General features: G+C 71.5%; 33 protein-coding genes. 15 read left to right on the top strand and 18 right to left on the bottom strand.

Annotated elements, in window-relative coordinates:
* The first annotated feature begins 1 nt into the window (after position 1).
* Positions 2–811 carry a hypothetical protein gene (locus tag OG550_RS05870; RefSeq protein ID WP_327675259.1) on the top strand — a complete coding sequence of 270 codons (810 nt, stop codon included), beginning with the start codon at positions 2–4 and terminating at the stop codon, positions 809–811.
* A 122-nt stretch (positions 812–933) separates the two neighbouring features.
* Positions 934–1,149, top strand: a complete 216-nt coding sequence (locus OG550_RS05865; RefSeq protein WP_327675257.1) for a hypothetical protein — start codon at positions 934–936, stop codon at positions 1,147–1,149.
* A gap of 130 nt (positions 1,150–1,279) precedes the next feature.
* On the opposite strand, the gene OG550_RS05860 is transcribed toward OG550_RS05865, so the two are convergent.
* The 3 genes from OG550_RS05860 to OG550_RS05850 form a co-directional block, all read right to left on the bottom strand.
* Positions 1,280–1,765 (bottom strand): MarR family transcriptional regulator, encoded by a 486-nt coding sequence (locus OG550_RS05860; RefSeq protein WP_327675255.1) that lies wholly within the window; start codon positions 1,763–1,765, stop codon positions 1,280–1,282.
* On the bottom strand, positions 1,762–2,256 hold the full coding sequence (locus OG550_RS05855; protein ID WP_327675253.1) for a MarR family winged helix-turn-helix transcriptional regulator: 495 nt from the start codon (positions 2,254–2,256) through the stop codon (positions 1,762–1,764). The genes OG550_RS05860 and OG550_RS05855 overlap by 4 nt, the downstream gene beginning before the upstream one ends.
* A gap of 108 nt (positions 2,257–2,364) precedes the next feature.
* Positions 2,365–3,192, bottom strand: a complete 828-nt coding sequence (locus OG550_RS05850; RefSeq protein WP_327675251.1) for a class I SAM-dependent methyltransferase — start codon at positions 3,190–3,192, stop codon at positions 2,365–2,367.
* 401 nt (positions 3,193–3,593) lie between these two features.
* Between OG550_RS05850 and OG550_RS05845 the strand changes: the two genes are divergently transcribed.
* From OG550_RS05845 to OG550_RS05835, 3 genes are all read left to right on the top strand, one after another.
* A complete protein-coding gene (locus OG550_RS05845; RefSeq protein WP_327675249.1) occupies positions 3,594–4,022 on the top strand; it encodes a spore-associated protein in 429 nt (142 codons plus the stop codon).
* A gap of 292 nt (positions 4,023–4,314) precedes the next feature.
* The gene (locus tag OG550_RS05840) at positions 4,315–5,259 is read left to right on the top strand and encodes a hypothetical protein (RefSeq protein ID WP_327675247.1); all 945 of its coding nucleotides are present in this window, start codon (positions 4,315–4,317) and stop codon (positions 5,257–5,259) included.
* A gap of 208 nt (positions 5,260–5,467) precedes the next feature.
* Complete coding sequence (locus OG550_RS05835; RefSeq protein WP_327675245.1) at positions 5,468–6,022, top strand: hypothetical protein; 555 nt, start codon at positions 5,468–5,470, stop codon at positions 6,020–6,022.
* Positions 6,023–6,130: 108 nt separating this feature from the next.
* Here OG550_RS05835 and OG550_RS05830 read toward each other — a convergent pair whose 3' ends face one another.
* The 6 genes from OG550_RS05830 to OG550_RS05805 form a co-directional block, all read right to left on the bottom strand.
* Positions 6,131–8,026: a hypothetical protein gene (locus OG550_RS05830; protein ID WP_327675243.1), complete on the bottom strand. Its 1,896-nt coding sequence runs from the start codon at positions 8,024–8,026 to the stop codon at positions 6,131–6,133.
* 515 nt (positions 8,027–8,541) lie between these two features.
* A complete protein-coding gene (locus tag OG550_RS05825; RefSeq protein ID WP_327675241.1) occupies positions 8,542–9,324 on the bottom strand; it encodes an oxidoreductase in 783 nt (260 codons plus the stop codon).
* Between the two features lie 80 nt (positions 9,325–9,404).
* Entirely contained in the window at positions 9,405–9,983 is a 579-nt protein-coding gene (locus OG550_RS05820; RefSeq protein WP_327675239.1) for a TetR/AcrR family transcriptional regulator, read from the bottom strand.
* Positions 9,984–10,301: 318 nt separating this feature from the next.
* The gene (locus tag OG550_RS05815; RefSeq protein WP_327675237.1) at positions 10,302–10,790 is read right to left on the bottom strand and encodes an NUDIX hydrolase; all 489 of its coding nucleotides are present in this window, start codon (positions 10,788–10,790) and stop codon (positions 10,302–10,304) included.
* 126 nt (positions 10,791–10,916) lie between these two features.
* Positions 10,917–11,141, bottom strand: coding sequence for a hypothetical protein (locus tag OG550_RS05810; RefSeq protein WP_327675235.1), 225 nt, complete (start codon positions 11,139–11,141; stop codon positions 10,917–10,919).
* On the bottom strand, positions 11,138–11,374 hold the full coding sequence (locus tag OG550_RS05805) for a hypothetical protein (RefSeq protein WP_327675234.1): 237 nt from the start codon (positions 11,372–11,374) through the stop codon (positions 11,138–11,140). The genes OG550_RS05810 and OG550_RS05805 overlap by 4 nt, the downstream gene beginning before the upstream one ends.
* Before the next feature lie 141 nt (positions 11,375–11,515).
* On the opposite strand from OG550_RS05805, the gene OG550_RS05800 reads away from it, so the two are divergent.
* The 6 genes from OG550_RS05800 (at position 11,516) to OG550_RS05775 (ending at position 14,065) form a co-directional block, all read left to right on the top strand.
* Positions 11,516–12,349, top strand: coding sequence for a helix-turn-helix domain-containing protein (locus OG550_RS05800; RefSeq protein WP_327675232.1), 834 nt, complete (start codon positions 11,516–11,518; stop codon positions 12,347–12,349).
* On the top strand, positions 12,339–12,545 hold the full coding sequence (locus tag OG550_RS05795) for a DUF397 domain-containing protein (protein ID WP_327683701.1): 207 nt from the start codon (positions 12,339–12,341) through the stop codon (positions 12,543–12,545). The genes OG550_RS05800 and OG550_RS05795 overlap by 11 nt, the downstream gene beginning before the upstream one ends.
* Positions 12,546–12,629: 84 nt before the next feature.
* Positions 12,630–12,908 carry a DUF397 domain-containing protein gene (locus tag OG550_RS05790; protein ID WP_327683699.1) on the top strand — a complete coding sequence of 93 codons (279 nt, stop codon included), beginning with the start codon at positions 12,630–12,632 and terminating at the stop codon, positions 12,906–12,908.
* Between the two features lie 287 nt (positions 12,909–13,195).
* On the top strand, positions 13,196–13,408 hold the full coding sequence (locus OG550_RS05785; RefSeq protein ID WP_327675230.1) for a DUF397 domain-containing protein: 213 nt from the start codon (positions 13,196–13,198) through the stop codon (positions 13,406–13,408).
* Positions 13,408–13,764 carry a DUF397 domain-containing protein gene (locus tag OG550_RS32755; protein WP_442905938.1) on the top strand — a complete coding sequence of 119 codons (357 nt, stop codon included), beginning with the start codon at positions 13,408–13,410 and terminating at the stop codon, positions 13,762–13,764. Before OG550_RS05785 ends, OG550_RS32755 begins: the two co-directional genes overlap by 1 nt.
* 94 nt (positions 13,765–13,858) lie before the next feature.
* A complete protein-coding gene (locus OG550_RS05775) occupies positions 13,859–14,065 on the top strand; it encodes a DUF397 domain-containing protein (protein WP_327675228.1) in 207 nt (68 codons plus the stop codon).
* A gap of 274 nt (positions 14,066–14,339) precedes the next feature.
* Here OG550_RS05775 and OG550_RS05770 read toward each other — a convergent pair whose 3' ends face one another.
* Positions 14,340–15,182: an NmrA family NAD(P)-binding protein gene (locus OG550_RS05770; RefSeq protein ID WP_327675226.1), complete on the bottom strand. Its 843-nt coding sequence runs from the start codon at positions 15,180–15,182 to the stop codon at positions 14,340–14,342.
* 63 nt (positions 15,183–15,245) lie between these two features.
* Here OG550_RS05770 and OG550_RS05765 point away from each other — a divergent pair, with 63 nt between their 5' ends.
* Entirely contained in the window at positions 15,246–15,662 is a 417-nt protein-coding gene (locus tag OG550_RS05765; RefSeq protein WP_327675224.1) for a winged helix-turn-helix transcriptional regulator, read from the top strand.
* Positions 15,663–15,776: 114 nt separating this feature from the next.
* Here the strand turns inward: OG550_RS05765 and OG550_RS05760 are convergent, their stop codons facing one another.
* The 4 genes from OG550_RS05760 to OG550_RS05745 all read right to left on the bottom strand — a co-directional run bounded on the left by OG550_RS05760 (position 15,777) and on the right by OG550_RS05745 (position 19,380).
* Positions 15,777–16,874 carry a winged helix DNA-binding domain-containing protein gene (locus OG550_RS05760; protein WP_327675222.1) on the bottom strand — a complete coding sequence of 366 codons (1,098 nt, stop codon included), beginning with the start codon at positions 16,872–16,874 and terminating at the stop codon, positions 15,777–15,779.
* A 351-nt stretch (positions 16,875–17,225) separates the two neighbouring features.
* The gene (locus tag OG550_RS05755; RefSeq protein WP_327675220.1) at positions 17,226–17,723 is read right to left on the bottom strand and encodes a DUF1877 family protein; all 498 of its coding nucleotides are present in this window, start codon (positions 17,721–17,723) and stop codon (positions 17,226–17,228) included.
* 79 nt (positions 17,724–17,802) lie between these two features.
* Entirely contained in the window at positions 17,803–18,261 is a 459-nt protein-coding gene (locus OG550_RS05750) for a hypothetical protein (protein ID WP_327675217.1), read from the bottom strand.
* Between the two features lie 153 nt (positions 18,262–18,414).
* A complete protein-coding gene (locus OG550_RS05745; RefSeq protein WP_327675216.1) occupies positions 18,415–19,380 on the bottom strand; it encodes a hypothetical protein in 966 nt (321 codons plus the stop codon).
* A 1,016-nt stretch (positions 19,381–20,396) separates the two neighbouring features.
* Here OG550_RS05745 and OG550_RS05740 point away from each other — a divergent pair.
* The 3 genes from OG550_RS05740 (at position 20,397) to OG550_RS05730 (ending at position 22,921) form a co-directional block, all read left to right on the top strand.
* Positions 20,397–21,059 carry a hypothetical protein gene (locus OG550_RS05740; protein ID WP_327675214.1) on the top strand — a complete coding sequence of 221 codons (663 nt, stop codon included), beginning with the start codon at positions 20,397–20,399 and terminating at the stop codon, positions 21,057–21,059.
* Between the two features lie 302 nt (positions 21,060–21,361).
* Positions 21,362–22,270 (top strand): matrixin family metalloprotease, encoded by a 909-nt coding sequence (locus tag OG550_RS05735; RefSeq protein ID WP_327675212.1) that lies wholly within the window; start codon positions 21,362–21,364, stop codon positions 22,268–22,270.
* 132 nt (positions 22,271–22,402) lie between these two features.
* Entirely contained in the window at positions 22,403–22,921 is a 519-nt protein-coding gene (locus OG550_RS05730) for a hypothetical protein (RefSeq protein WP_327675210.1), read from the top strand.
* 168 nt (positions 22,922–23,089) lie between these two features.
* Here the strand turns inward: OG550_RS05730 and OG550_RS05725 are convergent, their stop codons facing one another.
* The 4 genes from OG550_RS05725 to OG550_RS05710 all read right to left on the bottom strand — a co-directional run bounded on the left by OG550_RS05725 (position 23,090) and on the right by OG550_RS05710 (position 26,233).
* Positions 23,090–23,665, bottom strand: coding sequence for a TetR/AcrR family transcriptional regulator (locus OG550_RS05725; protein ID WP_327675208.1), 576 nt, complete (start codon positions 23,663–23,665; stop codon positions 23,090–23,092).
* A gap of 161 nt (positions 23,666–23,826) precedes the next feature.
* On the bottom strand, positions 23,827–24,219 hold the full coding sequence (locus OG550_RS05720) for a nuclear transport factor 2 family protein (RefSeq protein WP_327675206.1): 393 nt from the start codon (positions 24,217–24,219) through the stop codon (positions 23,827–23,829).
* A gap of 79 nt (positions 24,220–24,298) precedes the next feature.
* A complete protein-coding gene (locus OG550_RS05715; protein ID WP_327675204.1) occupies positions 24,299–25,210 on the bottom strand; it encodes an alpha/beta fold hydrolase in 912 nt (303 codons plus the stop codon).
* 261 nt (positions 25,211–25,471) lie between these two features.
* A complete protein-coding gene (locus OG550_RS05710) occupies positions 25,472–26,233 on the bottom strand; it encodes a methyltransferase domain-containing protein (RefSeq protein WP_327675202.1) in 762 nt (253 codons plus the stop codon).
* Positions 26,234–26,768 lie beyond the last annotated feature (535 nt).

Raw genomic sequence — 26,768 nt, 5'->3', positions numbered from 1 at the left:
CATGGGACTGCTCCTCGAACTCCAGAAACGCATCCCCGACGGGTGGTTCCTGCGACGGCTGCTGCCGGCCGCGCTCCTCGTGGTCGTCGCCGCCCTCGGCGGGCGGCTCGGGTGGCGCCACTGGTCGGACGTCGGCCTCGCCCGCGAGACGACCGCCGGGGTGCTGCGGTTCGGCGACGGCCTGACGCCCGACAGCGCGGCGGTGCTCGCCCTCCTCGCGGTGGCCGCGGTGGCGGCCGCCCTCCTGGTGCCCTTCGCCGCCGGGGCGGTCGGCGCGCTGGCCTCGGGCGCCTGGCCCTGGTGGCTGACGCCGCTGGGGCGGCGGCTGACCCGTCGGCGGGCACGGCGCTGGGCACCGCCCGAGCGGATCGCCAGGGAGGCCGTGCGGGCCCGCGCGGCCGGGCACGAACTGCGCGCGGCCCGGCTCGACGCCCGCCGCGCCCGCGCGAACCCGTCCGCTCCCGCCGGCCCCACCTGGTCGGGCGACCGGCTGCGGGCGGCGGAGGAGCGCATCCGCGCGACGACCGGCGAGGACGTCGCCGAGGCCTGGACGGGCCTCCTCCTCGGCGCCCCCGACCCGTCCAGGGAGGCGCTGGGCGCGGCCCGGGACGCCTACGACGCCGCCTGCGAGGCCCTGGTGTGGAGTGTCGCCTTCACCGCCGTCGGCCTCTGGTGGTGGCCCTCGGCCGCCGCCGGGATCCTCGTCGGCCTCGCCTCCTGGCGCTCGCTGCGCCAGGCCGTGGAAACCCTCTGCCGCACCGCCGAGGCGGCCTTCGCCCTCCGGCGGTCCGACCACCCCGCCGACCCCTGAGCCCGAGACCGGCCCGGCGCCCTCGTCCGTCCGGGGCGTGCCACGGCCCGCCCGTCCACAGGCGGTCGGGGCGCCCCGAAAACCCGTAGCGGCGGCACCGCTCCCTCCGGGATGCTCGGCGCATGCGCGTGAATCTCGACGGCGTCACCCCGGTGTCGCGGATGCTGCTGGTCAGCGAGTTCCTGCTCCACTCCGACTTCCGGGTCGGACTGGACGAGCCGGTGTTCGTCGCGGCGGGTGACCGGATCTCGTACGAAGACGGCGAGGTCGTGGTCGCCCGGCCGTCCGGTGAGCGGCGCCGGCACCCGGCCCGCGACAGCTACTGGATCTGCCGCTGACCGCGGAGGCCGTCGGCCGTCCCCATACCGTCGGCCGTCCCCGGACTGCCGGCCGGACTCCGGTCGTGCCGGGCGCCGCGAGCAGCTGTGATCCGCAACAGCTTCTGTTCCCGATCCGCCTGATCGGTCATCAGGCCGTCAGCGCCGCGAGTTCCGCGTCGGCCCGCTCGGTGACCAGTGCGAGGACGCGGCCGGCGGCGGCCAGGTCCTCGGCGGGTATCCCGCCCCAGATGCGGGCGCTGACGGGGGCGGTCTCCCCGGCGACGGTGGCGAGAAGTTCGCGCCCCGCGTCGGTGGGGCGGAGGTGGGCGCCGTCCGAGACCAGCAGTCGTCCGGCCACCAGCTCGTCGAGGGTGGCGCGGACGTCGGCCGGAGCGGCCTTGAGGGAGGCCCGGACCTGGGCGGTGAGGTCGTCCGCCGTCCGCGGTCCGTCCGCGGTGACGGCGGCGCGCAGGGCGATCTGCTGCTGGAACGTGACGCCGTGCCGCGCGAGCACGTGCTCCAGGACGCCGCGGGCGGCGTAGTGGGCCAGGCCGAGCATGCGGGCGTCGGCGGCGGGCGCGGCAGTGGTGGAGGCGGTGGTGGAGGCGGTGGCGCTGGTGGCGGCGGTGGTCATGGTGATGTCCCCTGGGTGCTCGTGTCGTCCGGTGGGAATGGAGCGAGAGGTGTGTCGAGCAGGGTCCTCAGCTCGTCGGTGAACGCGCGCGTCCGTTCGGCGTCCCGGCCGCCGAGCGGCTCCAGCAGCTGCTGGAGCAGTTCCTGGACGACCGCGATCGCCTGCCCCGTCACGGCCGCGCCCTGTTCGGTGAGGGCGAGTCGGACGGCGCGGGGGTCGCGGGGGTCGCGGGTGCGCTCGATCAGCCCGGCCGACTCCAGGGCGCGTGCCAGCTTCGAGACGTACAGCGCCTCCAGGCCGGTGTGGTCGGCGAGTCGGCGCTGACTGGGCTGCTCGCCGGTGCGCTGCATGCCGTGCAGTGAGGCCACCACGACGTACTGCGCGTGGGTGAGGCCCAGCGGGGCCACCGCGCGATCGACCGCGACGCGCCATTTGTTGGCGAGCCGCCATACCAGGAAGCCGGGCGTGGGGCCCGGTGAACCCTTGCTCATGAAAATAGAGTACATGGCTACTATGTCCATGGCTACTGTTTCGCGGGCGGCGGGATCCCCGGTGGCGCCCCCGGCGGGACCCGACCGCGGGACCGCTCGGGCGGCCGCTCAGACGGTGGTGCGGGTGGTGGTGCGGGTGGTGGTGTGGAGCACGGTCAGTCGCGGGTCCTCGACCCGTCCGCCCTGGTCCTCGACGAGCGCGGCGAGCCGGGTCAGGAACTCCTCGCGGGCCGGCGGGGCGAGTTCGGCGATGTTCGGGAACGTCGACCAGAGATCCCGTGCCGTCCGCGGCGTCAGCGTCTGGTGCCACTCGACGACGTCGACGGCCACCTCGCCGAACCAGCCGCCGGCGGTCAACTGCCGCCGCCACCGGTCGGTGTCGAGCGCGCGCGGGCGGCTGTCGCGGTAGCCGGGTTCGGCGGGCAGCAGGTCGTGGTACACCTCGTCCAGCCGGTCGCGGAACGGTGTGGGACGGCGGGTGTCGCCGAACTCGGTCCACCACGCGGCCACCCGACCGCCCGGCCGGACCAGTTCGCCGAGTCTCCTGGTCGAGACGACCGGGTCCAGCCAGTGCAGCGAGGTCGCCGCGACGGCCAGGTCGAAGCCGCCCGCGCCGGCGGCGCCGAGGTCGGCGGTCTCGAATTCGCCGATCACCACCTCCAGCCGGTCGCAGGCGAGTTCGGCGGTGAGGATCGCCGCCAGGTGCTCGCCCGGCTCGACCGCGACCACGTGGGCGCCGGCCGCCAGGAGCGGCCCGGTCGCCAGGCCGGTGCCGGCGCCGATGTCGAGGACCCGGGTGCCGGGTCGCAGCCCGCAGCGGGCCGCCAGCAGTTCGAACACCGCGTCCGGGTACGGCGGCCGCCCGCGCCGGTAGGTGTCGGCGGCGGCGTCGAACGACATCCGGTGCCCGGGCGGCCGTGCTTCGGGGGTACCCATCCGGACAGTCTGGCAGCGAGCCCGCCGCCCGGAGCCCGGCCCAGCCCGGTCCGACCCCCGACCCCGACCCCGACCCCCGACCCGGAGCCTGGGCCGGAGGCGGCGCCGGGCGGCGAGCCGGTGCAGAGGCCGGAGGAATATGCCCGCACCTCATTCCGGTGAAATCCCCTGGGGTGGGTTGTTTCGGAAATTCTCGGCGATTCCAGGAAATCGCGAAAATGCCGGGTCGGGCGGTTCCGGTTCCACTTCCGGTATTCGCCGACAATTCCGGGGCGGAATCGGACCGTCCTCGATCCGGTTCCGGACAACGCGCAAACGGCGACCGGCGATTGCGGGGTTCGGCTGTTGTCATGGTCTGGCACGTCAGTTGCCAGGAGTACGAGCCGTACGAAGGAGTCAGGATGTTCGGTAGGAATTCCGCGCGCATGGCCGCGCTCGCGGTGGCGGCCGGTTCGATTCTGCTGGCGGTCCCCGCGACCGCCGACGCGGCCGTCACCGCCTACACCCCGCAGACGGCCTGCGGGTCGAGCTACGCCACGAAGGATTCCTTCAACCTGCCGGGTGGCACCTCGACGGTCTACCTGACGTACAGCAGCGCGACCGGCAAGAACTGCGTCGCCACCATCAAGAACTCCAGGGTCGGTACTCCGACCCCGACCGGCGCCTACCTGACCTTCGGCGACGGCAGCGGGCGGCAGGAGGAATTCCGGGACTTCAGCTACTACGCCACGGCCTACCTCTACGCGCCCGGGCAGTGTATCTACTACGGCGGCCGGGACTACAACTCCGGCGACTGGTGGGGCAAGGGCCCGGGCTGGTGCGGTAAGTGACGTCCATTCCACCGCCCGCCCGCCCCGGCCGACCCCCGGCCGACCGGTACTGATCGACGATTGACCGGCGGCGCTGCCGCCGGGCCGATCCGGGCCCCCGCCGAGCTGAACCGGCGGGGGCCCTCGTCGGTGCGGGGTCGTTCCTGCTCCTTCCCTGCGGCGCCGGCTTCCCGCGCCTGCGCTTGCCGGAAGACCTCCTGTTCGGTCTGCAGGCGGGGTGATCCCCTTTCCACGGCTGGAGCCTCCAGGGCTGCCGGCAATGAAGAACCGCCTGGGCGCTAACCTCCGGGGCATGGCTCGATCCCCCCGCCCCATGCGGTTCATCACACGGCTCGTCGACGGACGCATCTGTGCCTACGACCTGGCTGCCGGTGCCAGTGGCGTGCTGTCGCCCGTCATGTCCTTTCGGCCGTCTCCCGACGACGACGTCGTCGACCACGCAGTGTCCCCCGGTCTTCAGCTCGCCTACTACGCGACCGTCGATGCACTCGTCTGCGTGTCGGCAGACGGGGCCGAAGTCTGGCGGTCACCGTTCGAACCGCGGTCGGACCGGCGATTTGGAAGCCGGCCCGGCTGCATGCTGTCGTCGGACGGACGTGTGGTGTGGGTCTACCGGCCTGACGCCATGGCGGGGCGCAACCGCCCCGACCAATGGGTCGCCCTGGACGCCGGGACCGGAGCGCTCATCGCCCAGGCGGATCTGCAGACCGTCGGGCACGGTTGCCGGCAACTGCTGCACCCGGCGAGCGATCAGGTCCTGCTCAATGTGGGTGAAGGGCAGGACGGTTCGGTCATCTACCGTGCGTCGCTGACGGGGGCGCGGATGGAGCTCATCGACTATCCCTGGGGTGACCGGTGCCTCATCGCCCTGTCGCCTGATGGGCACCAGTTCATGACCGTCGACCACGGGCAGACCGACATCGCCATCCACACCTATCCCGGCGGCGAGGTGGCGTGTGCCCTCACCGTCGACGCCTTCGGACACGACCCGGACGAGATCTGCGTGGAATGGAGCGGCGGCTACCTGACCCAGGACACCGTCATCGTCACCCTCATCGGCGAAACCGAGGACGAGCAGGAGTGGTTCCGCCGCTACCGCGTCGATGTGCCGTCGGGCCAGGTCCGAGCCGAGTTCGACGCTCCCTCGGAGGACCCGTACGACGTCGAGCCCCTGGGAGACGGATCCTGGCTCACCACGGATCCCTCCGGTCACCCGATTCGCTGGACCGATTCATAGGATCCCGGCGGCTGACCCGGGCGGACCCTCCTGCGGCGAGGGATGCGGACCGTTCGAATTGCGCAATGTCCGCCAAGTCCCCGTCCTCGTGGGGTCATTGTGAACCTCTTGTATTGACCGGGTGGAGATTGGTGTAGACCATTGCGGGTGCACGGTCGGACTGTCCGGGTCATCCGACCCATCCCAACCCCCTTGGAGGGGAACGCCCATGCGCAAGTCACCGGGTAAGGCACTGGCTGCGGCCGCCCTGGCGATCGGCCTGTCCCTCGTCGGCGCCGCGCCCGCCGGGGCGGTGAAGGGCGGGGTGGTGGACGCCGGGCGCGGCGGCGCGGACCAGACGCTGGCGTACGGCCGCACCATCTGCTACCAGGCCGATGTCATCGGCCTCGGGTGGCAGAACGCGGTCTGCAACGGGGCCGTCGCGGGTTCCGTCGGCCAGGGCCAGACCATCGGCGCGCTGAGGTTCGTCACCGGCAGCTGGTTCGGTCTCTGCGCCCGCGTGTTCATGGCCGGCGGCACCAACTGGGAGGGCTGGTCCTGCGCCGACGACGGCAAGTACCTCCAGGTCGGCATCCCCGGTCACTACGTGGCCGTCCAGGCCATCGAGTTCCGGACGGACAGCGGTCCCATGGGGATCAGGGCGTCCCTGAGCGGCAGCGGCTGGCTCGGCTGGAGCTACGGCGGGAACGTCTGGACCGGTGTCGGTGAGTTCCGCGCGTTCGAGGCGTTCGCGGTCAACCCGAACCCCGGCTCCGGCTCCTGACCCGGCGTGGGGGGGCGTTCCCGGTGTCCGGGAACGCCCCCGCACGCCCGCCGTCCGACCCCGGCTCGCGCTCACGTCACCCGCGAGCCGGGGGGGCGCCGGGGCCTCCTACAACTCCCTGACCTGGGGCGGGTTGCCGGTGGAGATGGAGAGCTTCCCCTGCTGGATCTGGACGTCGCTGCCGTGGACCAGCACGCCGCCCTCCTTGGTCATCTGCACGGTGCCGTGCCCGAAGGCGATCCCGACGCCCCGGTCGAAGGTCACCCACTTCTTGAACTCGTTGATCCCGAAGAACACGATCCGGTCCGGCATGGTAACGAACATCCGCTCACCCTCGTGGCTGAGCTGCATCCCCCCGCCGACGGTGAGCGGGCCCGTCACGCGTCCCTTGACGGTGTTCACCACGTTCAGATCGGCCCGGTTCGCGGAGACGTCGCCGAGGTCGTGCCCGCCGTCGCGGTAGACGCGGAGGCCCGACGTCGGGAACTCGATCCAGCCGTCCGAGGTGCTGCGGCCCTGGACCCACTTGGTGTTGATCCCGTTGAGGTCGGCCTTGTCGGCGGCGACGGTGCCCCACTCCTGGCCGCCGTCCTTGCGGACGTCGATGCCGTTCTGGGGGAACTCGATCCAGCCCTTGCCGCCGTCGCGGTCGCCGACCCATTTGGTGTTGAGGCCGTTGAGGTCGGCCTTGTCGGCGGCGACGGTGCCCCACTCCTGGCCGCCGTCCTTGCGGACGTCGATGCCGGCCTGGGGGAACTCGATCCAGCCCTTGCCGCCGTCGCGGTCGCCGACCCATTTGGTGTTGAGGCCGTTGAGGTCGGCCTTGTCGGCGGCGACGGTGCCCCACTCCTGGGTGCCGTCCTTGCGGACGTCGATGCCGTTCTGGGGGAACCCGATCCAGCCGTTGCCCGCGGCGCGGTCGCCGACCCACTTGGTGTTGACGCCGTTGACGTCGGCGCGGTCGGCGGTGACGACGCCGAGGTCCTTGTTGAGGCCGTGGTAGACGTCGATGCCGGTGTCGGGGAAGTCGATCCAGCCGGAGTCGGAGGTCCGCCCCTTGACCGATTCGGTCCTCACGTCGTGCACGTCGGCGGTCTTGGCGTACACCGTCCCCGGGGTCTGGTTCAGGTCGTCGACCTTCGCACCGTCCGGGGTGAAGGTGACCCGGCCCCGGTCCGTGGTCCCCTCGACCCACGGGGAGCGCGTCCCGCTCTCGAACTCGGGGATGAGCGCGTGGACGGTGGTGGTCAGGAAGTACCCGTACTGCGGCTGCCCGCCGTCGGCCGTCCCGGCGAGCAGGGTGTACGTGGTGCCGCGCCTCGGGGTGGGGACGGGCAAGCTGTAGGGCTGGTCGACCACCGGGGGCGCGGTGGTCGCCTGGGCGGCCAGTTCCACCGTGCCGTCCGGGTAGCGGATCCAGTAGTCGAGGTTGCCGGGCCCGTCCCACTGCAGTTGCAGCTGCTGGCCCGCGTCCGCGTCCAGCAGGGCGCGCGAGGGGCGGAAGTTGCGCGGGTTCCTCGGCGCCTGCTTCACGACCGCGAGCGTGGTGGTGAAGGAGTCCGTCGGCATGGCCGCGTTCTGGTCGCCGCCGCCGGTCCGTTCGTGGATCTTCACGAGGGTCAGGCCGCCGCCCCGGGAGACGGGGACGTTCTCCAGCTTGAGGACGATCGACTCCGTGCCGGGCAGGGTGACCCGCTGCCCCGGCGACTGGGAGTGCTCGGCCCGGAACAGGCCCAGGGTGGCGTTCCAGGTGAACTTCGGGTCCGGCAGCCAGGGCGGCAGGAAGGAGAGGGTGAGGCTCGGGGTGATCGCCGAGGAGTCGGTGGTCAGGTGGTCGGGGTCGGGGCCGATCGGGATCTCGACGTCGATGTACCTGAACTCCACCTCCTCCTGGTGGATGTTGGAGACGATCACGTACAGCGACCCCACGGACGGCGCCCCGTCGGACGACGCCGGCAGTGACGTCGGATCCGTGAGGATCTCGTAGCGCAGCAAGGACGGCACAGCGGACTCCCTACCTCGGCGGTACACACGGAGCGGGCAGCGGGCGGTGGACGCGCAGGGGGCCGGGGTGGTGCGTGGTGCGGGTGCGGTCGTCGCGGCCGCGCGTCCCGCCCGAGGACAGGTGCCAACGGACCCTTCGACCGTAGGCAGCCTCCGTCCGTCCGGGCCCCGCGATCCGATGGAGCTGGCCCGAACCGATCGCCCATCTGGCCGGAACCGCGGACACCGGTTGTCCGGGTCCTGGACACGAGCAACAGGCCTGGTGGGCGGGATGGTTGAGCCTGTCGTGGCCACTGGTGCGACGCCTGCGCCCGACCGCCGGCGAGTTCACCGGCGGCTCCACCGGAACGCCCGCCGGCCCGACGTGCCCGACGTGCCCGACGTGCCCGACGTGCCCGCCGGCCGGGCGTGCCCGACAGGCCCGACGCCCGAGGACGTGAACGGGCCTGCGTCCGCGGCGAGTAGGGCATCCGCCGGGGAGGACGCGTCTTCACCCCCCCGGCGTGCCCGTCGCCTCACACCGTCTTGATGCCGCCGCCCTCGACGAAGTAGTCCGCGCCGGTCACGCTTGCCGCGCGGTCCGAGACGAGGAACGCGACGACGGCCGCGACCTCCTCGGGCTCGACCATGCGGCCGGTGGTCATGCCCATCGCCGCGGGCACTCCGGCCACGAAGTCGCGGTGCCCGACACCGTTCGCCCGGGCGAGGCGGGCGCCGAAGCCGTCGGGGTCCTCCCACATGCCCGTACGCGTCGGACCGGGGGAGACGGTGTTCACGCGCACGCCCTGAGGGCCGAACTCCTCGGACAGCGCCTTGGAGAACGCGTTGAGGCCCGCCTTGGCGACGCCGTACTCGATCGGTCCCGTGCCGGGCAGGCGGGCGCTCATCGACGAGATGTTCACCACCGAACCGCGGCGCTCCAGGAGGCTCGGCAGCAGCCGACGGGTGACCCGGACCGTGCCGAACAGGTTGACCTCGAAGCTCTGCGCCCACAGGGCGTCGTCGGTCGCGAGGAAGCCGTTGAGGGTGAACGCGTCACCGCCGCCCAGGTTGTTGACCAGGACGTCCAGGCCGCCTAGTTCGGCGAGCGCCTGTGTCTCCAGGCTCTCGGCGCCTTCCGGTGTGCTCAGGTCGACCGAGACCGGGTGGGCCCCGGTCTCCTTCAGCGCGGCCGTGATCGTACGGGCCGCACCGACCACGCGGACTCCCTCGGCGACGAGCTGCCGCGTGATCGCGAGGCCCACCCCTCGGCTGGCCCCGGTGACGACGGCGGTCTTCCCGGCGATGTCGAGCTCCATGGCAGACTCCTCGAATATATTTGAACCACAGGTACAAAAATGGGCCGCAAAAGAGCCGGGCGCCGATTCGTGGTGCCGAACTACAACGACACCATCGTCGCGGCCGCGACCCGCCTCAGCTGCGCGGGGTCCTCGGCGGTCTTCGCCAGCACCCGCATGCCGATCACCGTCGCGAGCAGCCAGGAGGCCACGGCCGCCGCGTCGTGGTCGCCGGAGATCTCGCCGGCACGCTGCCCCTCCTCGACGGTCGCCCGGAACGCGCCCTCGGTGCGCGCGAACATCCTGCGTACCGTGTCGGCCGTTCCCGGGTCCGAAGTGGCCAGCTCGGCGGCGGTGTTGACCGCCATGCAGCCGCGTCGGTCGGGGTCGTTCAGGTCGAGCTCGACCAGTGCCTCCAGTGCCCCGCGCAGGCGGTCCTTCGCCGAGCCGGGGTGATCGAGGAGGGCTTCCAGCCAAGCTGCCTGCGAGTCGCGGTAGCGCGCCAGCGCCCGCTCGAACAGGGCGTGCTTGCTGCCGAAGGTGTTGTACAGGCTCCCCTTGCCGATGCCGATCTCGTCCACGAGGTCCTGCGGTGTCGTCGCCGCGTACCCCTTGCGCCAGAACACGCCCATCGCGCGCTCCACCGCCACGTCCGGATCGAACTGCTTCGGCCTGCCCATCGCGCCACCGTAGCAGCATTTTTGACCTTGAGGTCAAATGAAAACGGATGGCGAGGCTGCGCGCTGCCGCGGCGGCGGGGAGGAGGGTCGGCACTGCGCCCGCCGGGCAAGGGGCGGTCGCGGTCGTCGGGATGTGTGTGCGGACCTGTGTGCCCGTGCGCACCTGTCCACGATGGGCCGGCAGCCCTGGGTTGTGCGTCAGGGGCAACCGGGTCATGGAGATCGGCACCGCCGGTGAGGGCCGCTGCGGGAGTGTTCGGGGCCCGTTGCCCTCCGATGGCGGAGGGCAACGGGCCCTTGGCGTCGGCGTGTTCGGGGTCAGTCGGCGGGGGTGCCGCGGAGGAGGAGGGGGAGGTGGGCGCCTCTGGTGAGGGCGTCGAGGGCTTGGGTGGTGCGGCGGTAGTGGTCGGGGGGCATGGCGTCGAGGAGTTGGGCGCGGTGGAGCCAGTGGACGGCGGTGACGGTGTGGGGTGGGCGGTGGCGGGCGACGATGCCTTCCTGTGCGGAGGTGAGGCGGCCGCCCCAGTGGATGAAGGTGAGGGCTTCGGGGAGGAGGGCGGCTTCGGTGTGGTCGGTGGCGAGGATCGAGCGGAGGGGGAGGACGAGGCCGGTCTGGGTCTCGGTGTGTCGGCGGGCGGCGAGGTGGGGGAGTTCGTCGCGTTCGGCGTCGCCGCCGGGGAGGTGGAGGCCGGAGGTGTGGGAGCGGCCGATGAGGAGGAGGGCGCCGTCGCGGTTGAGGATGAGCGCCTGGTGGCCGTGGCGGCGGCGGGGCGGGTTGGTCAGGATGCCGGGGAGTTGGTGCAGCAAGGGGGCCTCCGGGGCTTCGGGGAGTTGGGGGCGGGGGGTGGTGATGGTGGTTCCGGCCCGGCTCGCGCTGGGGTCGCGAGCCGGGCCGGGGTTCCCGTGCGCCGCACCACACCGGCGCGCGGGAGTTCAGGGGGTGGGGTCGGCGTCGGTGCCGTCGGCTTCGTCGGGCGAGAGCCAGGCGAAGCAGGCGGGCAGGCCCGCGCTGATGCCGGTGGCGAGGATGAGGCCGAAGATCAGGAGCTGGGGCCCGAGCGGCCCGTCGTGGATCGGCCAGCAGACGGCGGTGGCGGCGAGGGCGCTCAGGGCGGGGACGCCGACGGCGGTGGCGACCAGCTTGAACGCCCGGTTCACGCCCGGTCGTTGGCGCGCGGCCGGCTGGGCTGCTGGACGGCGAGGTAGCGGGGCTGGGGGAGGGCCTGGACGTGCTCGGGCTTGGTGGTCCACTCACACCCGCCGCCCTCGTGGCGGAGGTAGGCGAGGCCGTTGAGGGTGTCCATGTAGACCCCTTCGACGACCCCGCCGGTGGGAGCGCGGTGGCCGAGATCGCGCACCACTTCGCCGACGACGGGGGAGTAAACGGGCATACGGCGGCAGCTGGACATGTTGGCTCCACTGGTAGCGCTGTGCATGGGGATCGTTACGATCCGCATCCATGGTGGAGGAGTTGAGGCTACGATCGGAAGGACTTCAACTCTCTAGACGCGCGGGCTTTAAGTGGAGAGATCTTGAACTGCGAAGAACTTGACCCCACGTCATCCCCCCTTGCCGCATTCGCTGTTCAACTCCGCAGGTCGCGGAGGAACAAGTCGTTGACCCAAGTCGAATTTGGCACACTGGTTCGATACTCCAGTGTCTACATCTCCAACGTGGAGCGGGCAAAGCAGGCCCCGAGCTTAAAGTTCGTCGAGCGGGCCGATGAGGCGTTGGCTGCCGGCGGTGCGCTTGAGCTGCTGTGGTGGAGCTGGAAGAACGGAGCGCTGATTCCTGGCTTTCCAGAGTTCGCGGCCAAGGAGCGCGAGGCGATCGGCATACGTCTCTTCGAAACGGACATGGTGCCGGGCGTTCTGCAACACCCTGCCTACTCCGCCGCGTACGAAGCCGCCATCGTCCGTCGCGGCGAGGCCACTTCAGCGCAGGCGGAGGAGCGATTGAGTCTTCTTGCCGTCCGGCAGCGGCTGTTGGGACGGAGTCTGGCCGTCCATGCCGTCCTGGACGAGGGAGTCCTCCGCCGTCCGATCGGTGGCAGGTCCGTCATGGCTCAGCAGCTTGCTCACCTTGAGGAGTTGTCCTCCCACCCGAACGTCGTTCTCCAGATCGCCCCGCACGACCTGGCCGAGGAGCGGCCGCTCTCGCACGCGGTGACCCTTCTGACCCTCCCCAATCGCGCGATGGTCGGCTACACGGAGACGCTTCAACGGGGATATCTGGAGCAGGATGCCGACACGGTCGGAGGCTGGCTGAGAAAGTACGATCGGCTACAGGTGGACGCACTTCCCCGCGCGGCCAGCCTGGCCATGATCCACGAGGTACGGAAGGAACTTGAACGCCATGCACCATGATCTGTCGGGCGCCGAGTGGCGCAAGAGTTCCCACAGCAATGGTGGGGGTGGATGCATCGAGGTCTCTGACGGCTACGAGGGTGTGATGCCGGTCCGTGACTCGAAGGATCCCGAGGGTCCGGCTCTCGTCTTCCCTGCCGAGGCTTGGCGCTCCTTCGTCGCCGCTGTCCGGGCTGAGGAGTTCGGTTCGGTCTGATGCAGAGGTCAGTGGCCCCGACCGGGATCCTGGTCGGGGCCACTCTGTATCTGGGTGGGGGCGTCGACGTCTGCTGTTGTGTCGATGTCCTTGGGGCGGGGATATTCGGCGCAGGTTGAAGTCTCGAATGGGATCGGTGGAAGGAGCTTGATCGCCATGCACGTTGATCTGTCGGGCGCCGAGTGGCGCAAGAGTTCTCACAGTGGCCAGGGGGGTGATTGCGTCGAGGTTGCCGCAGACCTGCCTGGCGTCGTCCCTGTCCGTGACTCGAAGGATCCCGAGGGTCCGGCTCTCGTCTTCCCTGCCGAGGCTTGGCGCTCCTTCGTCGCCGCCGTCCGGGCCGAGGAGTTCGGGTCCGCCTGATGCTGGCACGAGTGTCCTCGACCGGGATCCTGGTCGAGGACAAGCTGGTGGCCAGGTCTTAGCGTCCGGATCGCTCCCTATGGCCTGGCTGAGGAGCTGCCCTTCACGGTACTGACGATGGCCGAAACCGGGTCGCTGCTCGCCTACTCGGAGTCTCAGCTGCGCGGATTTCTCGTCAGGCGGATGAAACTGCCGGGTGTTGGGGAAGGACTACCAGCAGCTGGCAGTGGAGGCGTTGCCGAAGGCCGCCTCTCTGGAGATGATCCGTCAGGCGTGAAAGGAACGTCATGAACGGCCCTGTAGACCTGTCGAACGCCGAGTGGTTCAAATCCACCCACAGTAACAACGGTGGGTCCTGCGTAGAGGTGACTGCCAGCTTCTCCGGCATCGTCCCCGTCCGTGACTCGAAGGATCCCGAGGGTCCGGCTCTCGTTTTCCCTGCTGAGGCTTGGTGCTCCTTCGTTGCCGCTGTCCGGACTGAGGAGTTCGGTTCGGTCTGATGCGGAGGTCAGTGGCCCCGACCGGGATCCTGGTCGGGGCCGCGCTGTGTCTGGGTGGGGACCTTGACGTCTGCTGTTGTGTCGATGTCCTTGGGGCGGGGATATTCGGAGCAGCCTCGAATGGGATCGGCGGAAGGAGCTTGATCGCCATGCACGTTGACCTGTCGGGCGCCGAGTGGCGCAAGAGTTCCCACAGTGATGGTGGAGGCGGGTGCGTTGAGGTCTCTGACGGCTACGAGGGTGTGATGCCGGTCCGTGACTCGAAGGACCCTGCGGGTCCGGCTCTCGTCTTTCCCGCCGAGGCTTGGCGTTCCTTTGTCGCCGCTGTCCGGGCTGAGGAGTTCGGGTCGGTCTGATGCGGAGGTCAGTGGCCCCGGCCGGGATCCTGGGCGGGGATATTCGGCGCAGGTTGAAGTCTCGGTTGGGTTCGGTGGAAGGGGTTTGATCGCCATGCACGTTGACCTGTCGGGCGCCGAGTGGCGCAAGAGCTCTCACAGTGGTCAGGGCGGTGAGTGTGTCGAGGTGGCCCCTGGACTCCCCGACGTTGTCCCGGTCCGTGACTCGAAGGATCCCGAGGGGCCGGCTCTCGTCTTCCCCGCCGGTGCCTGGCGCTCCTTCGTCGCCGCCGTCCGGGCCGAGGAGTTCGGGTCCGCCTGATGCCGAGGTCAGTGGCCCCGACCTGTTCCCGGACGCTGTCGGTTGATGAGGGGTTCTGACGATTCCGCCCCGTCGAGCTGGTGCTCCCAGCTCGACGGGGCGAAGTGTTGCGACGTGGCGGGTGAGCGAGCGATCGACACCACGCACCCCACAATGGCCAACGCCGGGGCCGGTCACTCGCAGTTCACCGACGGCGTCCGGGAAGCCGGTCAGGGCCCGTGACGGATTGCGTCAGACGGTGCCGAACTCGAAGAGGAGCGCCGGACCCGGACCTCTACCGGACCGCGCTCGTCAGCCACTGGAGGGTGGTGCGGGGCTGCAGGCCGAGCACCGTCTGGGCGGAGCGGTCGGGGGCGATCGCGTTGTCCGGGAGGGTGCCCAGGAATTCGTACAGTCCCGCCACACCGGCGGCCGCGTCGGCGCCGAGCAGGGGGGCGAGCGAGTCACCGAAGGCCGCCGGCGTGAGCGGCTCGTAGGTGACGGCGTGTCCCAGGCGGGCGGCGAACGCCTCGGCGAGTTCGGGGCCGGTGACAGCGGGGTGCAGGCCGACCTCGATCAGGCCGGTGACGTCCGGGCGGCGGAACAGAGCGGCCACGAGGTCGGCGACGTCCAGGTGCGAGGTCCACGACACCGGGTGGTCGGCGGGCAGCGGGTAGCGCAGCACGCCCTGTTCGCGGACCCCGGTGACAACGGGCGGCAGGAGGAGGTTCTCCAGGAACAGGCGCGGCGCGATCACCGCGTGGGACAGGCCGCTCCGCTTCAGCCCGTCGACGACGGCCGTGACCGCCGGGTCGGCTGACTCGAAGGGCGTGCCGCCGCTCGTGGAGAACACCACACGGCCCGGGCGGGCGGTGTCCAGGGCGGCGACGATGCTGTGGGCGTGGCGCAGCCGGTCCTCCGGCCCGCCGATGGGGAGGTGGACGAAGACGCCGTCCGCGCCGCGGTAGGCGTCGGTGAGCGCGTCGGTGGCGCGGAGGTCGACCGCCCGCACCCGAGCGCCGGCGACGACCGCGTCTGCGTTGCGGGTGAGGGCGGTGACGGGGGCGCCGACGGCGGCGAGGGCGGCTGCGACGGGAGTGCCTTGGGCGCCGGTGGCGCCGTGGATCACGTAGGTCATGAAGCCATTAGTGCACACAGTGCACCAGTTACTTCAACTGCACTAATGGGCTACGGTGAACATGTGTCCATCACCCCGCTCCCGGAATGCGGCGTAGCCCGGTTCCTCACCCTGCTCGAAGGGCCCTGGGCCACGCTCATCGTGCGCGAGTTGCTGCACGGCCCGCACCGCTTCACCGAGTTGCGCACGGCGCTCCCGCGGATCAGCCCGCACACCCTCACCAGCCGTCTGCGCCAGTTCGAGGCCTACGGCCTCGTGACCCGGACCGCCTACCCCGAGATCCCCCCGCGCGTGGAGTACCGCCTCACGCCGCTGGGTGAGGGCTTGGGACCGGTGCTTCAGACCATGGCCGCGTGGGCCACCTCGATTCCCGACCCCACGTCCCCCTCCGACTCCGACTCCGACGCCCGGGGCACCCCTGGCTCGGCACCCCGAGCAGGGGGTTCGGTCGGGATTCCGGACGCCGTCGGTGAACTGTGAGTGATCGGATGCGGTGAGTGACGCCGGTCTCCGGGGCTTCCCCCGGAGACCGGCGTTGGTCGTCGTGGGGTGTGCGGTGTCGATGCGCGCGGACGGGCCGGCGGCGGGTGGGCCTCAGACGTCCCCGGAGGTGATCCGTACCCGGGCGGGGTCGGCGTCGTGGAACGCGGCGAGGGCCTGTGCCTCGGCGCGGATCTCGTCCTGCTCCGTGGCGGACAGCGGGCGCAGCGGTGTGACGGTGAGCCGTTCGTCCCGCAGGGTCCAGGTGGCGGCGACGCGCCCGTCGACGAGGACGGCGCGCTGCCCGGCGACGGACAGGCCGAGATGGGCGTCGTCGATGATGCGGCTGCGGTCGTCGTAGCCGAGGATCGCGTTGTCGAAGGCGGGCAGGAACCGCACGGGTGCGGGGGTGTCCGGGTGCGGGCGCGGTGCGGCGGGCAGGTCGAGCAGCTCCCGGCCGCGCTCGTCGCGGAAGGCGACGAGCTCCTCCCGTACGGCCGCGACCGCGGCGGGCAGTCCGGCGAGTCCGCTCCAGGCGCGGATGTCTGCGGTGGCGGCTGGACCGTGGGCGGCGAGGTAGCGCCGTACGAGCCGGCGTCCGACGGGGTCGCCGTCGCCGTCGGGGAGCGGCGGGACCTCGCGTCCGAGCCAGGTGGCCAGGGGCAGGTTGCGGACACCGGCCTTGGTGCCCCACAGGCCTCGGGGCGGGAGCTGGGCCATCGGGACGAGCGCGGCGACGAGTACTTCGCCCAGGGCCCGGCGCGGGGGAGCGGGCCAGCGGTCCCCGACCTCTCCGACGAGTTGGGCCATGGTGCGGGGCTGTCCGTCGGCCACGACCGCCCGTCCGGCGGCGGCGAGTTCGTCCAGGTCGACGTCCGCGAGTTCGCGCCGGTAGGCGGCCGTCGCCCGCTGGCGCAGCATGGCGTCGTGGCGGGCCCGCCACGCCAGCGCGTCGTCCGCCGTGACGAGGTGGACGGTGCGGCGCATCAGGTGCGTGCGCACGACCGTGCGTCCGGTCAGCGCATCGTCCAGCTCCTGCGGCCGGAAGGCGGCGATCCGGGACCACAGGCCGGTGAAGGGTTCCTGCGGTTCCTGCGCCTGGAGTCCGCACAGGTGCGCCACGGCGGTGTGGACGGGCGTGTCCTCGCGGGTGAGCAGGTACTGCCGGGCGAGGGTGGCCCGGTTGAGGGCGCGGGTGTCCAGGACGGTCATGCGGGTTGTTCCTCGCGTCGGATCGGGTGTGCGGCTGTCGGGGGAGGTGTTCCGGACCTCCCGGTTCGGCGTCCACCGTCGCAGAGATGGCGGACGGGGGATGTCCTACACACCGGCGCGCCGCCGGCCGGCCGGGGATCGGACCGCCGGCCCGGGATCGGACCGCCGCACGGGGATCGGACCGCCGCACGGGGTGACGACTCGTCGAGTGGCGCACGGCCGGGAGGCGCCCGCGCGCTCATGGCGGGCTCCTCGCGGAGGAGGGGGAGGAGGGGGAGCCGCAAGGCGTCCCGTGTGCCGGGGCGTCGGGGTGTGGGCGCAGGCCCCGCGCGCACCGACGCCCGGGCGGGCCTACTCGGACCAGACGAGCACCGCGTGCCGGTAGCGGGCCGCGGTGTGGAGGAAGTCGGCGAGGGCGCGGTAGTGGCCGGACGCCAGGTGGAGGACGTCCTCGGCCGTCCAGCCGGCGGGCAGCGGGACGGCGGCGGCGAGCTCGGCCGGGGCGATCCCGTCGACGAGCGTGCCGGGAGGCAGCGCCGCGAACGCCTCGTCGGCGGTGCCGACCTGCTCCGGAGTGAGGCAGCGCGGCGGGCCGTAGCCCCAGTCCCCGGCGGCGGTGAGCTCCTCCTCCCCGTGGACGACGTCGACGGGGAAGTCGTGCCGGCGGAGCAGGAGTTCGAGTACGGCCCCGGCGGATCCGGTCTCGTGCAGTCGCCCCCGGTCGGCCGCGCCGTCCTCCTCCTCGTCCTCGTCCAGTTCGGCGACCCACTCCCGCGCCCAGTCGGGTTCCGTCGCCGCCCGCTGCAACTGGCGTGGGCTCAACCGGAGATATCGGCCGTTGATGCTCATGGCCCGTGAGCCTAGCCTCGATCCTTCGCGACTTGTCCGGGGCGGAACGGGAGCGGGCGTTCCGCCGTGAGGCGGCCACTCACAGTGTGTTCTGCAGTTCCAGTTCGGCCAGAATCCAGACGTATATGGACTGCAGCGTCTCCCACAGATCGCTCCAGCTCCAGTCATTGTCGAACGCGTGCGCCTGACGGACCGGTTCGAAGAGCACACTCGTGGCCACCGCCGCGCCGACGGTCGCGCCGGGCGGACCGGCGATCGCCGCTCCGAGTAGGGCGCCTCCCTGTACGCTCAGAAGCGCCGTCACCGGTTCTACGCCGGCCTCCCTCGTCATCGCACCGGCCCTTTGAACTGTCCGGAGGACTGCGGCGACGGGTGGCCGGGGTTCGATGCCGCGTCCGGCCGGATTCCCGGGGCGGTTGTGTGTTGCACGGCTCCGCAGCTCTTGAGCCTCTTCACCGGTGAGTACATTGAGCTTCTCAAGTTGGCTGAGCCGCTCGGTGGACAGCCGCTGCTGTGTCTCCTCCGGGAGGGTGGACATCGACTCGGCTTCCTGCCGGACCCATATGGATACGGCGCGGGCCACCAGTCCGACGTCAGTGGTTTTTGGGGGCACTGCTTGAAGGGGCATGCCTTCTCCACCTTTCTTCCATCGAGTGACGACCCCACTGCAGTCCTGGCTGCCGACGAACCGTCACAGTGGAATCAGCGGCCACTGAAAACCGCGAAGCAGGACATCGGGATCCGTCCAGACGAGGCTTCCGGAGCCCTCGACTTGAATATCAAATCGCACTTCCAGGTGAGCCCAAAGGCTCAGTGAGCCGTTGATGTTTCCGAAATCAAGCACAGGCATCCCCTCGAATCCGGAGAACCTTGGGAATGCTGTCAGGCTCTCACCTTCGAGGAACATGAGGTTCCGTCCTCCCAAGGCCTGGCCGATGGCCACAGGGTTCGGGCCGAACCCGAACTGGAGGATTGTCTGCCTCAGGGACAGCCAGCATTTGGACCACTGATCCCCGCTGAAGAATCCTCCGTTGATCGTCTGGCCGACCAGGCCCCCGAACAGCTCGACGTGGGGGGCGGAGCGCCACAAGCCCGAGCCCGATGCGGGGATACGCTCAGGCTGCAATTCGAAGAAACTCACCGAACCGAAGTTGGCGAACCGCAAGTCACCGCTGTCATGCGTGAGGTGGCCGGTGAAGTGCAGGCCGTCCTCGCGTGGTTCGGCGCGCCAGTCGGCGTCACCAGGGTGCCACCACTGGGAGTTCGCCAGCCAGAAGTCGTGGCTGGCTCGGTCGGTTGAGGACGGCGCGAAGTCGACAGGAGTGAGCTCGTATGGAAGTCCGGCCGGCGCCAGGTCGGATTCCACCGCCTCCCGGAGTCGAGAGGACGTGTTCGCTCTGGACTTGAGAATCTGTGTCTGCAGCTCCGTGATGTCGACGCCCGCGGATCGTGCGACTGCCGAATACATCTCGGCTTGCACGTTCCTCCGCTCTCCATTTGGGCGGGCTATTCGGGCGATACTTTCCTGTCTCTTCGCCTCGGCGAGATCACGCTCATGGAGATCCTGAAAGGCCCTGGAAACCTCTTCTGGGACGTGGTGGTGAGGATTCTCGAAGCGCTGGGACGAAACGTCATTCGTTGAATAGGGAACGGCCATTTCGGCACCTATCGTTCTCGGGGGTCAATCCGCCGATTCCGTGAAGCCAGAGGAATCGATGCGCGCGCGGTAGAGGAGCGCAGCGCCCCCTTGAGAGACGTGCTGGGTCGAGTTACGCCTTGCTCGGTGCGCGAGAGGGGTGATTTGCCCGGCGCATCCTGCGGCGTGGCCAGTAGATCAATAATGTGTCTCCACTCCAGACCAGCACGATTCGCGCCGTAGCGCAACACGAACCGAGTCCCGAATTATCTCCGCAATCGCAGCCATGCCTACCGTGCTGCGGTCACGGGCTGTCGTCGCTTCAGGGAATGGACGGTGGGGTCGGGGAAGTGCGGCCTTTCGTCCCGGGTTTCGCCGTCACCTGGTGAAGCCGGCCAGGCTGATGCGGTACGTGCCGTCCTGCTGCAAAGGACGAGACGTGCCCGATCTCGATTCACTGAGCCTTGTCGAGCTGATCGTGGGCAGGTCGGTGGTCCGAATGTCGCGTCGGGTGGGCGCCCGGCGGTCCGGGGCGGACTTCCGGATCGCGGGGGGGGGGGCGTACGGGCTGCCGTTGCCGGACGCCTCGCCGGACGGCCCTGCTCACCGGGTTGGCCGAAGGAGCCTGTGCCGCAGGCGCCGTGACGCGGGAGCAGGCGGGCGGACGGATCGTCGGGCAGCGTTCACGGGCCGATGCCGACCGGCTCCTCCTGGCGCTGCCGATGTTCCCGGCCGGGGCGACCGCGCCACGGTGAGGCGGTGGCCGGCCAGTCGGGCGTGCACACTCCCGCCGATGGTGCGGGACGGCGTCCGACGCGATGTGAGGGGTTCCTCGTACGTCCACCGACGGTGTGCCCGTGTGCTGTTCGGCGGTGGGACGAGCGGTGGCGCGGGTGCTCCGGCGGCGGTCGCCGGGGGCCGTGCAGTCCGGTCGGCGCCCGGTACAGACATGACATGAGCAGCAGAAGTCATCAGGTGATCATGTGGTTTGATGTCCGCTTCCGATCTTGAGGTGAAGAGTGAAACGGGGCACCGCGATGGACAAGTTGAAGCGGCACGGGCGCAGTCTCGCAGTGGCGGGAACGGTCGCCGCACTCGCGCTGGGCGCGGGCGCGTGCAGTTCCGGCGGGGGAGCGGCGGTGCGGGCCGCCGTCGCCCTGTCGGAGCCCGACCAGGTGCGGGACGCGATGCCGAGCGTGGCTTCGCTCCCCTCCGGCTGGGGGAGCAGCCCCGGTGCGAAGCCGCCGGAGATCATCCAGCAGGCCGAGGCGACCAAGACCTGCCGGAAGAAGCTGAACATGGACTGTACGGGTCTTCAGCTCGGCGGCTCCGTGCGCTACGAGCTGGCCTCCGACACCGACAACGACATCCGCTTCACCCTGCTGACCTTCGACTCCGTCGAGAACTCCGGCCCCGTCTTCGAGGCGCTGGCGGCGTCGATGCAGAAGGACGACGGCGACGTGCGGGCGATCGGCCTGAAGGTGGCCGCCGACCAGTCGCAGGGCTTCGAGGAGCCCGCCGACTCCGCGGACTCCGCGAGCGGGGGCGTCGCCGCGTCCATGGTGCTGCGGGTCGGCACCGTGGTGGCCCTGATCGAGCTCGACGAGGACGAGCGCGACCACCGGACGCTGCAGCAGTTCAGCGCGCTCCAGGCCGAGCGGATCAAGCGCGTCCAGCAGGGCGCGAACCCCGACGCCTGACGCACACGGGCCGCTGCGACGCCCGCCCGCCCCCGACGCCCGCCCGCCTGACCTCCCGCCCTCCCGCCTGACCTCCCGCCCTCCCGTCCGTCCTGCGCCGCCGGCAGGATGCGGGAGGAGGGCATCACCCTCTGGCTGTGCGTCGGCAGTAAGGAGGCACCGGACGGGCCGGTGGCCGTCTGGTCGAAGGTCCTGCTGGGCGAACCCGTCGAGGGCGACGAGTAGCCCGCTCGGATCCCCGTGGCAGTGACCCAGTCCTCGGCGTCCTCCGACGGAGTGCGCCCCTGAGGGAATCGGGGGAGATGATGAACTTTCGGCAGACGGCCCTCCGGCTCGGTCATTCGGAGAGCCCCCTGAGTCTGCGAGAGGTCTGCCGGTCGCAGGGAGTCTCCTCGCTGAGGGGACTCGCCGAGAAGGCCGGCTTCGAGACCGTCTTCGGTACGTGCGGGGTTCCGGACCGGATCAGCTCACCGATCGACGTCCGGACCTTCGGTTCGCCGAACGGCCGCTGGCCGAAGCGGGTGCTCACCGTCTCCGTCGATCCCACGGGGGCGAATCTGGCGCCCGCCACCGTCGTCGCCACCGTCACAGCCGCGTTCGGCGCCTGGCAGAGCGCGCTCGCCGGCTTCTTCACGTTCAGGCCGGTGAGTACGGGCGGAGACGTCCGCGGCGCTTTCGTGACACCACTCGCCGACGCCCGGTTCGGAGCTCCCGGCGGGACCCTGGCCACCGGCGCCGGGCCACCGGTGGGCACTCTGAACCTCGACCTCGCGGAGACCTGGACGGCGACCTCCCTGCTGAACACCACGGTGCACGAGATCGGTCACCTGCTGGGGCTGGCGCACTCGAACAGCCCGGCCTCGGTCATGTACCCCACGATCCGCAGCACTGCGGTGGTGGACGCGGAGAGCATCAACGCGATCCTCAGCCTCTACGGGTGGTCCGGCCAGGAGTCGCTCGGGGACCGGGCGACCTCGGACCGTCCCGCTCTGGCCGTGACCAGGGGTGTGGGGCTCGACGCCACGACCGACATCCTGCACATGGTGTGGAAGGGAAGCCGCGACGACTCGAACCTCTACGAATCGGAGCTGGGGCCGGGTGGCTGGAGCCCGCAGAGCGGAATCACCGGGGACTTCGGCTCCTCGCACAGTCCGGCGCTCGCCGCGGTCCCGAGGGGTGACGGGCTGTCCACGGGGATCCTGATGGCGTGAAAGGGAAGCCGGGACGACCAGGGCCTCTACACGTCCACGAACCCCGGAACCGGCTGGTCCAGGGTCGAGAACGTCCAGGGTGTCGGATCGAGTGGCCGCCCCGCGCTCGCTCTCCTCAGCGGAACTCCGTACATGGCCTGGAAGGGTGTCGACGGGGACAGTTCCATCTGGTGGGCGAGGCGGGAGGCGGGCGTGTGGAGCTCCCAGCGGAACGTCGTCGGCGTCGGCACGTCGGACTCGCCGGCACTGGCGGAGGTCGGCGGCAGGCTCTACATGTTCTGGAAGGGGGTGGGCGACGATCCGAGGATCTACTATTCCTCGCGCAGTGAGGCCGACCCGGCCTGGCAGCCGCAGCGGAATCTGGTCTACGCCGAGACGGAAAGCGGCGGAGGCGTGTTCGTCCAGGTCGGCACCAGCGCGGGGCCGTCGCTGGCCGTGTCCGGCACCCGCCTCCTCGTCGCATGGAAGGGCGCGGCGGACGACCAGGGCATCTACTTCTCGTTCTTCGACGGCACCGAGTTCACGGGCCAGATCGGCATGGAGGGCGTCGGCACCTCCCAGGGGCCCGCGATCTGCGAGCTCGACGGAACCCTGCACATGGTGTGGAAGGGGGTGGAGGGAGACAACAGCATGTGGTGGTCGCGGCTGTGAGCGGAAAGGCGTCGGCTCGGGTGCGACGTCAGCCGGAACCGGGCTCGTCCGTGCGGCGTTCGGCCCGCCCGTTCCCGCCGACGGGCCGACGGGCCGACGGGCCGCCGCTGCGACGCCCCGGCGGGCCGCCGCCGTGCGGGACCCCGCCGTGGTCAGTCCGTCACGAGGTCAGTCCGTCACGAGGCGGTCGACCGCGGCGTTGACGAGTGCGTGGCGTTCGGCCTCCGAGAGGACGTCGGGCAGGGTGAGCTGCTCCACGATCAGCCAGTTGAACGTCAGGTAGAGCAGCCGGACGGTGGTCTCGTCGCCGGGCAGGCCGGAGGCGAGGTGGTAGGCGATGTTCGCGTCGAGGTCGGCGCGGACCCGCTCGGTCAGGATCGTGCGCAGGCCGGGGCGCCGGGTGGCTTCCAGCCGGAGTTCGAGCAGGGCCAGGTAGCCGGTGCGGAACGAGCTGACGCGGTCGACGAGTTCGTGCATCGAGGCCGCGTACGACTCCCGGTCCGTCGCGCCGGCCTGCTGGCGGGCGACGGCGGCGTCGTCGGGGCGGAGGCGCTCGTACACCCGGGCGCTGGCCTGGGTGAGGAGGTCGTCGCGGTTGGCGAAGTAGTTGGACGCGGTGCCGACGGGTACGGCGGCCTCGGTGTCGACCGCTCGGAAGGTCAGTCCGCGCGCGCCCTCCCGCGCCAGGACCTCGATCGCGGCGTCGACGAGGGCCGCTCGTCGCTCGTCGTTCCTGCGCGCCATTGACACCGCTCCGATCGCAGCACTGCGTTCAAACCACTTCGGCGAGAGTACTACGGATGGGGTGATACGGGCGCTCGGTGCGGCCCCGTTCGCGCTGGTCCGCGGCCTCGGGCAGGAGGGCGGCCGACATCCGGCGGGCGCCGTCGCGCCGGGCGGGACCGTCAGCCGAGGATGAGGCGGGCGATCTGGTTGCGGACGAAGTAGTCGCCCTCCTCGCCGTCCGGGACCGGCTGGAGGGCGAACACCTCGCTGAACAGCATCGGCTTGTCGAAGGCGCTGCCGACCGCGATCGTGCCGACCACCGTCACCAGGACGCCGCCGCCGGGGGTCGGCTGGGCGTCGACGGTGCTGATGCGGTGCTTGACGGCGGCCAGTTCGGGCCGGGCGAGAGCCGCCGCGATACCGGTCGCGCCCTGCACCCGCCGGCTCTCCCAGGTGAGCAGTGACTCGGGCCGGTAGAGCTCCGTGAGCTTGCTCCGGGCCGCGCTGCCGCCGTCGAAGGTGCCGTAGTAGTGCCGGACGAAGGCGTCGGCCACCGCGTCGAAGTCAGCCATGCGCCGAAGGTACCAGCAGCCTCACGCTCCGTGTGCGGAGCGGCGGGCGCCGCCCGGCCCCGCCCGGCCCCGCCCGGGCTCACGGCGCGGACGGCGCGGCGTGGCGCAGCAGGAAGGGGCGCAGCGCGGGCAGGACGCCGGTGGCGAGGTCGTCGGCGGTGTGCCAGTCGGGACCGAGGGCGACCGGAGCCAGCTCGCCGCGCGGAAGGGCCTCGACCATCGCGCGGGCGGTTGCCACCGGATGACGGGGGTCGCCGCCGGGGACCACCAGGACGGGAGCGGTGACCGGGGCGAGGTCGTGGACGTCGCGGAAGGCCCGGTCGCGGCCGATCGCGCAGGCCGCGGCGGTGCTGGCCGGGTCGCTGCGGGGGATCGCGTCGCGGACCATCGCACCGATCAGCGGCGGCATGCCCGCGAGGGCGGGCTCCCAGGCGGCGGCCGGACCGTCCGTCAGGATGCGGGCGGCGAAGGCGTCCAGGAACGCGGTCTCGGCCGCCTTCGCGGTGTCGTCCTCGATCTCCTCGGCGCCGATGACGGCGACCGCCCCGACCCGGTCGGGCCGGGCGAGGGCCGCCCGCAGGCCGATGGTCGCACCCAGCCCGGTGCCGACGACGGCGACCGGCTCGGGGCTGTGACGGTCGGCCAGTTCGAGGGCGTCGGCGGTGTAGCGGCTCCACGTGTGGAGCTCCGGATCCCGGCAGACGGAGCGCCCGTAGCCGCGCAGGTCGGGCAGCAGGACGGTGAAGGCGTCGGCCAGCCGGACGGCGAGGGGGAGCAGGCTGTGGTGGTCCGGGCCGCCGCCGTGCAGCAGGAGGACGGCGGGGCCGCTGCCGAACCGGGTCGCCCGCAGCGCACAGCCGTCCGAGGCCTCCCAGGTGAAGCCGGGGGTCGCGGTGCCGGCCGGGCGGTGCTGCCGGCCCGCTTCCCGCTGCGGCGGTCCCTGCGGTTCCCGTGATCCCCGTGGTCCCCGTGACCCCCGTGTGCCGCTCATGCCGCGTCCTCCCCGTGTCCGCCGGGCGCCACCGCCCGCCCCGATTCGACCAAGGCAGGCCTTACTCGATCACGGAGCGGCGGGCGGGCGCAATGATCCGTACCCCACCGAAGGCCTGCGGGGCGGGAGTTCGGGCCCGTGACGCCGGTGCCGGTCCGTCAGGAGGGCTTTCGGCCGGCAACCGGCCCGGCCGGGCGGCGGTCGATCAGCGGGCGGCCGGTCGGCAGCCGGGCAGCCCGTCGGCCCGGCGGGGCTCCGGGATCAGGCCGCCGTCCGGGCGATGACGGCGACGGCCGTCTCGGCGAAGTAGAACCGTCCCTCGGCGGCCGCCCGGCGGACGGCGGCGTCCCACTCCGTGACCTCCGCGGGGGAGACCGGGGCGCGGCCCTCGGCCGCGGCCGAGGTGACCGCCTCGCGGATGTGCCCGATCCGGCGGGCGGCGTGACCGGTCAGCTCGGTCGAGGCCGTCACCAGCGGGACCACGCGCTCGACCACCAGCGGTGAAGTCGCCAGCAGGCCGGGGAGTTTCCGTCCGATCCGGCCGTCGACGTGCTCCATCCACGGCTGCTGGTCGTCGGTGAAGGCGTGGCAGATCCGGCGGTCCAGCTCGCGGGGCGCTCCCGCGATCATCAGGGAGTCGAAGTCGACGTGGGCCATCACCGCGCGTCCGCCCGGCCGTAGGACCCGCGCCACCTCGCGGAGGAGCGCGGCCGGATCCGCCAGGCACTCCAGGACGTTGTACGAGACCACCGAGTCGACGCTGCCGTCCGCCAGGGGGAGCGGCTCGGACAGGTCGGCGACCCGCAGGTCGGCGCCGCCGGGGTGGTCGGCGAGTGCGGCCCGGGCGGCCCCGACATCGGTCGCCGAGACGTCCAACCCGATCAGTCGGGCGGCGGGGAACCGGCGGGCGAAGGCCGCGAGGGTGGGCCCCCGTCCGCAGCCCAGATCCGCCACCCGGCCGTCCGGGGGCGGTGGCGCGGAATCCACCAGCAGGTCGTGGATGGCCTCATCGGTCTCGGACACGGCACTCCTTCTCGTCCTCGGCCCGCGTGCCCCGGTCCCGGTCCCGGCGCGGGACCGGGACCGCCTTCGCCGGTGCCGCGCCATCGGTTCGGCGCCTGCGGGCCGGAGTCGACAAGAAGACACGGCAGCGGGCCGGTGGGGCAACGGGCCGGCGGGACAGCGCGGTTGACCCGCCGTCGTCGACCGGGGTCGGGGCCTGGCGGGCCGCCGTGATCTTCACGGTTGTCGGCAACCTATCCGAGACGGCGGCCGCCACCCACCGGATTTCCGGGCCCCGGTCGGCAGCGCTCCCGGCCGAAGCCCGGGTACCGGGCCGACCCGGGCGGCGCGGTCGTCCGCGGGAGCCGCCGGTGAACGCCGCGGCCACGTGGTCGCCGCCGTCACCGGGGCGGCCGGTCCGTGGCGGTGTCCGGTGTCCCGAGTGCTCCGGCTAGGGCGTGCGTGCGACCGCCTCGGACCGTCCGAGGGCCTCGCGGACGCCCGGGCGGCCGGCGAGCCGGGGCTCGGCCCGCGGGTGATGCCCGGCAGGACCTTC

Origin of the sequence: Kitasatospora sp. NBC_00458 (genome assembly GCF_036013975.1) — a bacterium.
Classification (GTDB): Bacteria; Actinomycetota; Actinomycetes; order Streptomycetales; family Streptomycetaceae; genus Kitasatospora.
The sequence above is the reverse complement of the archived record's forward strand: the minus strand, read 5'-3'. Positions and strand labels throughout refer to the sequence as shown.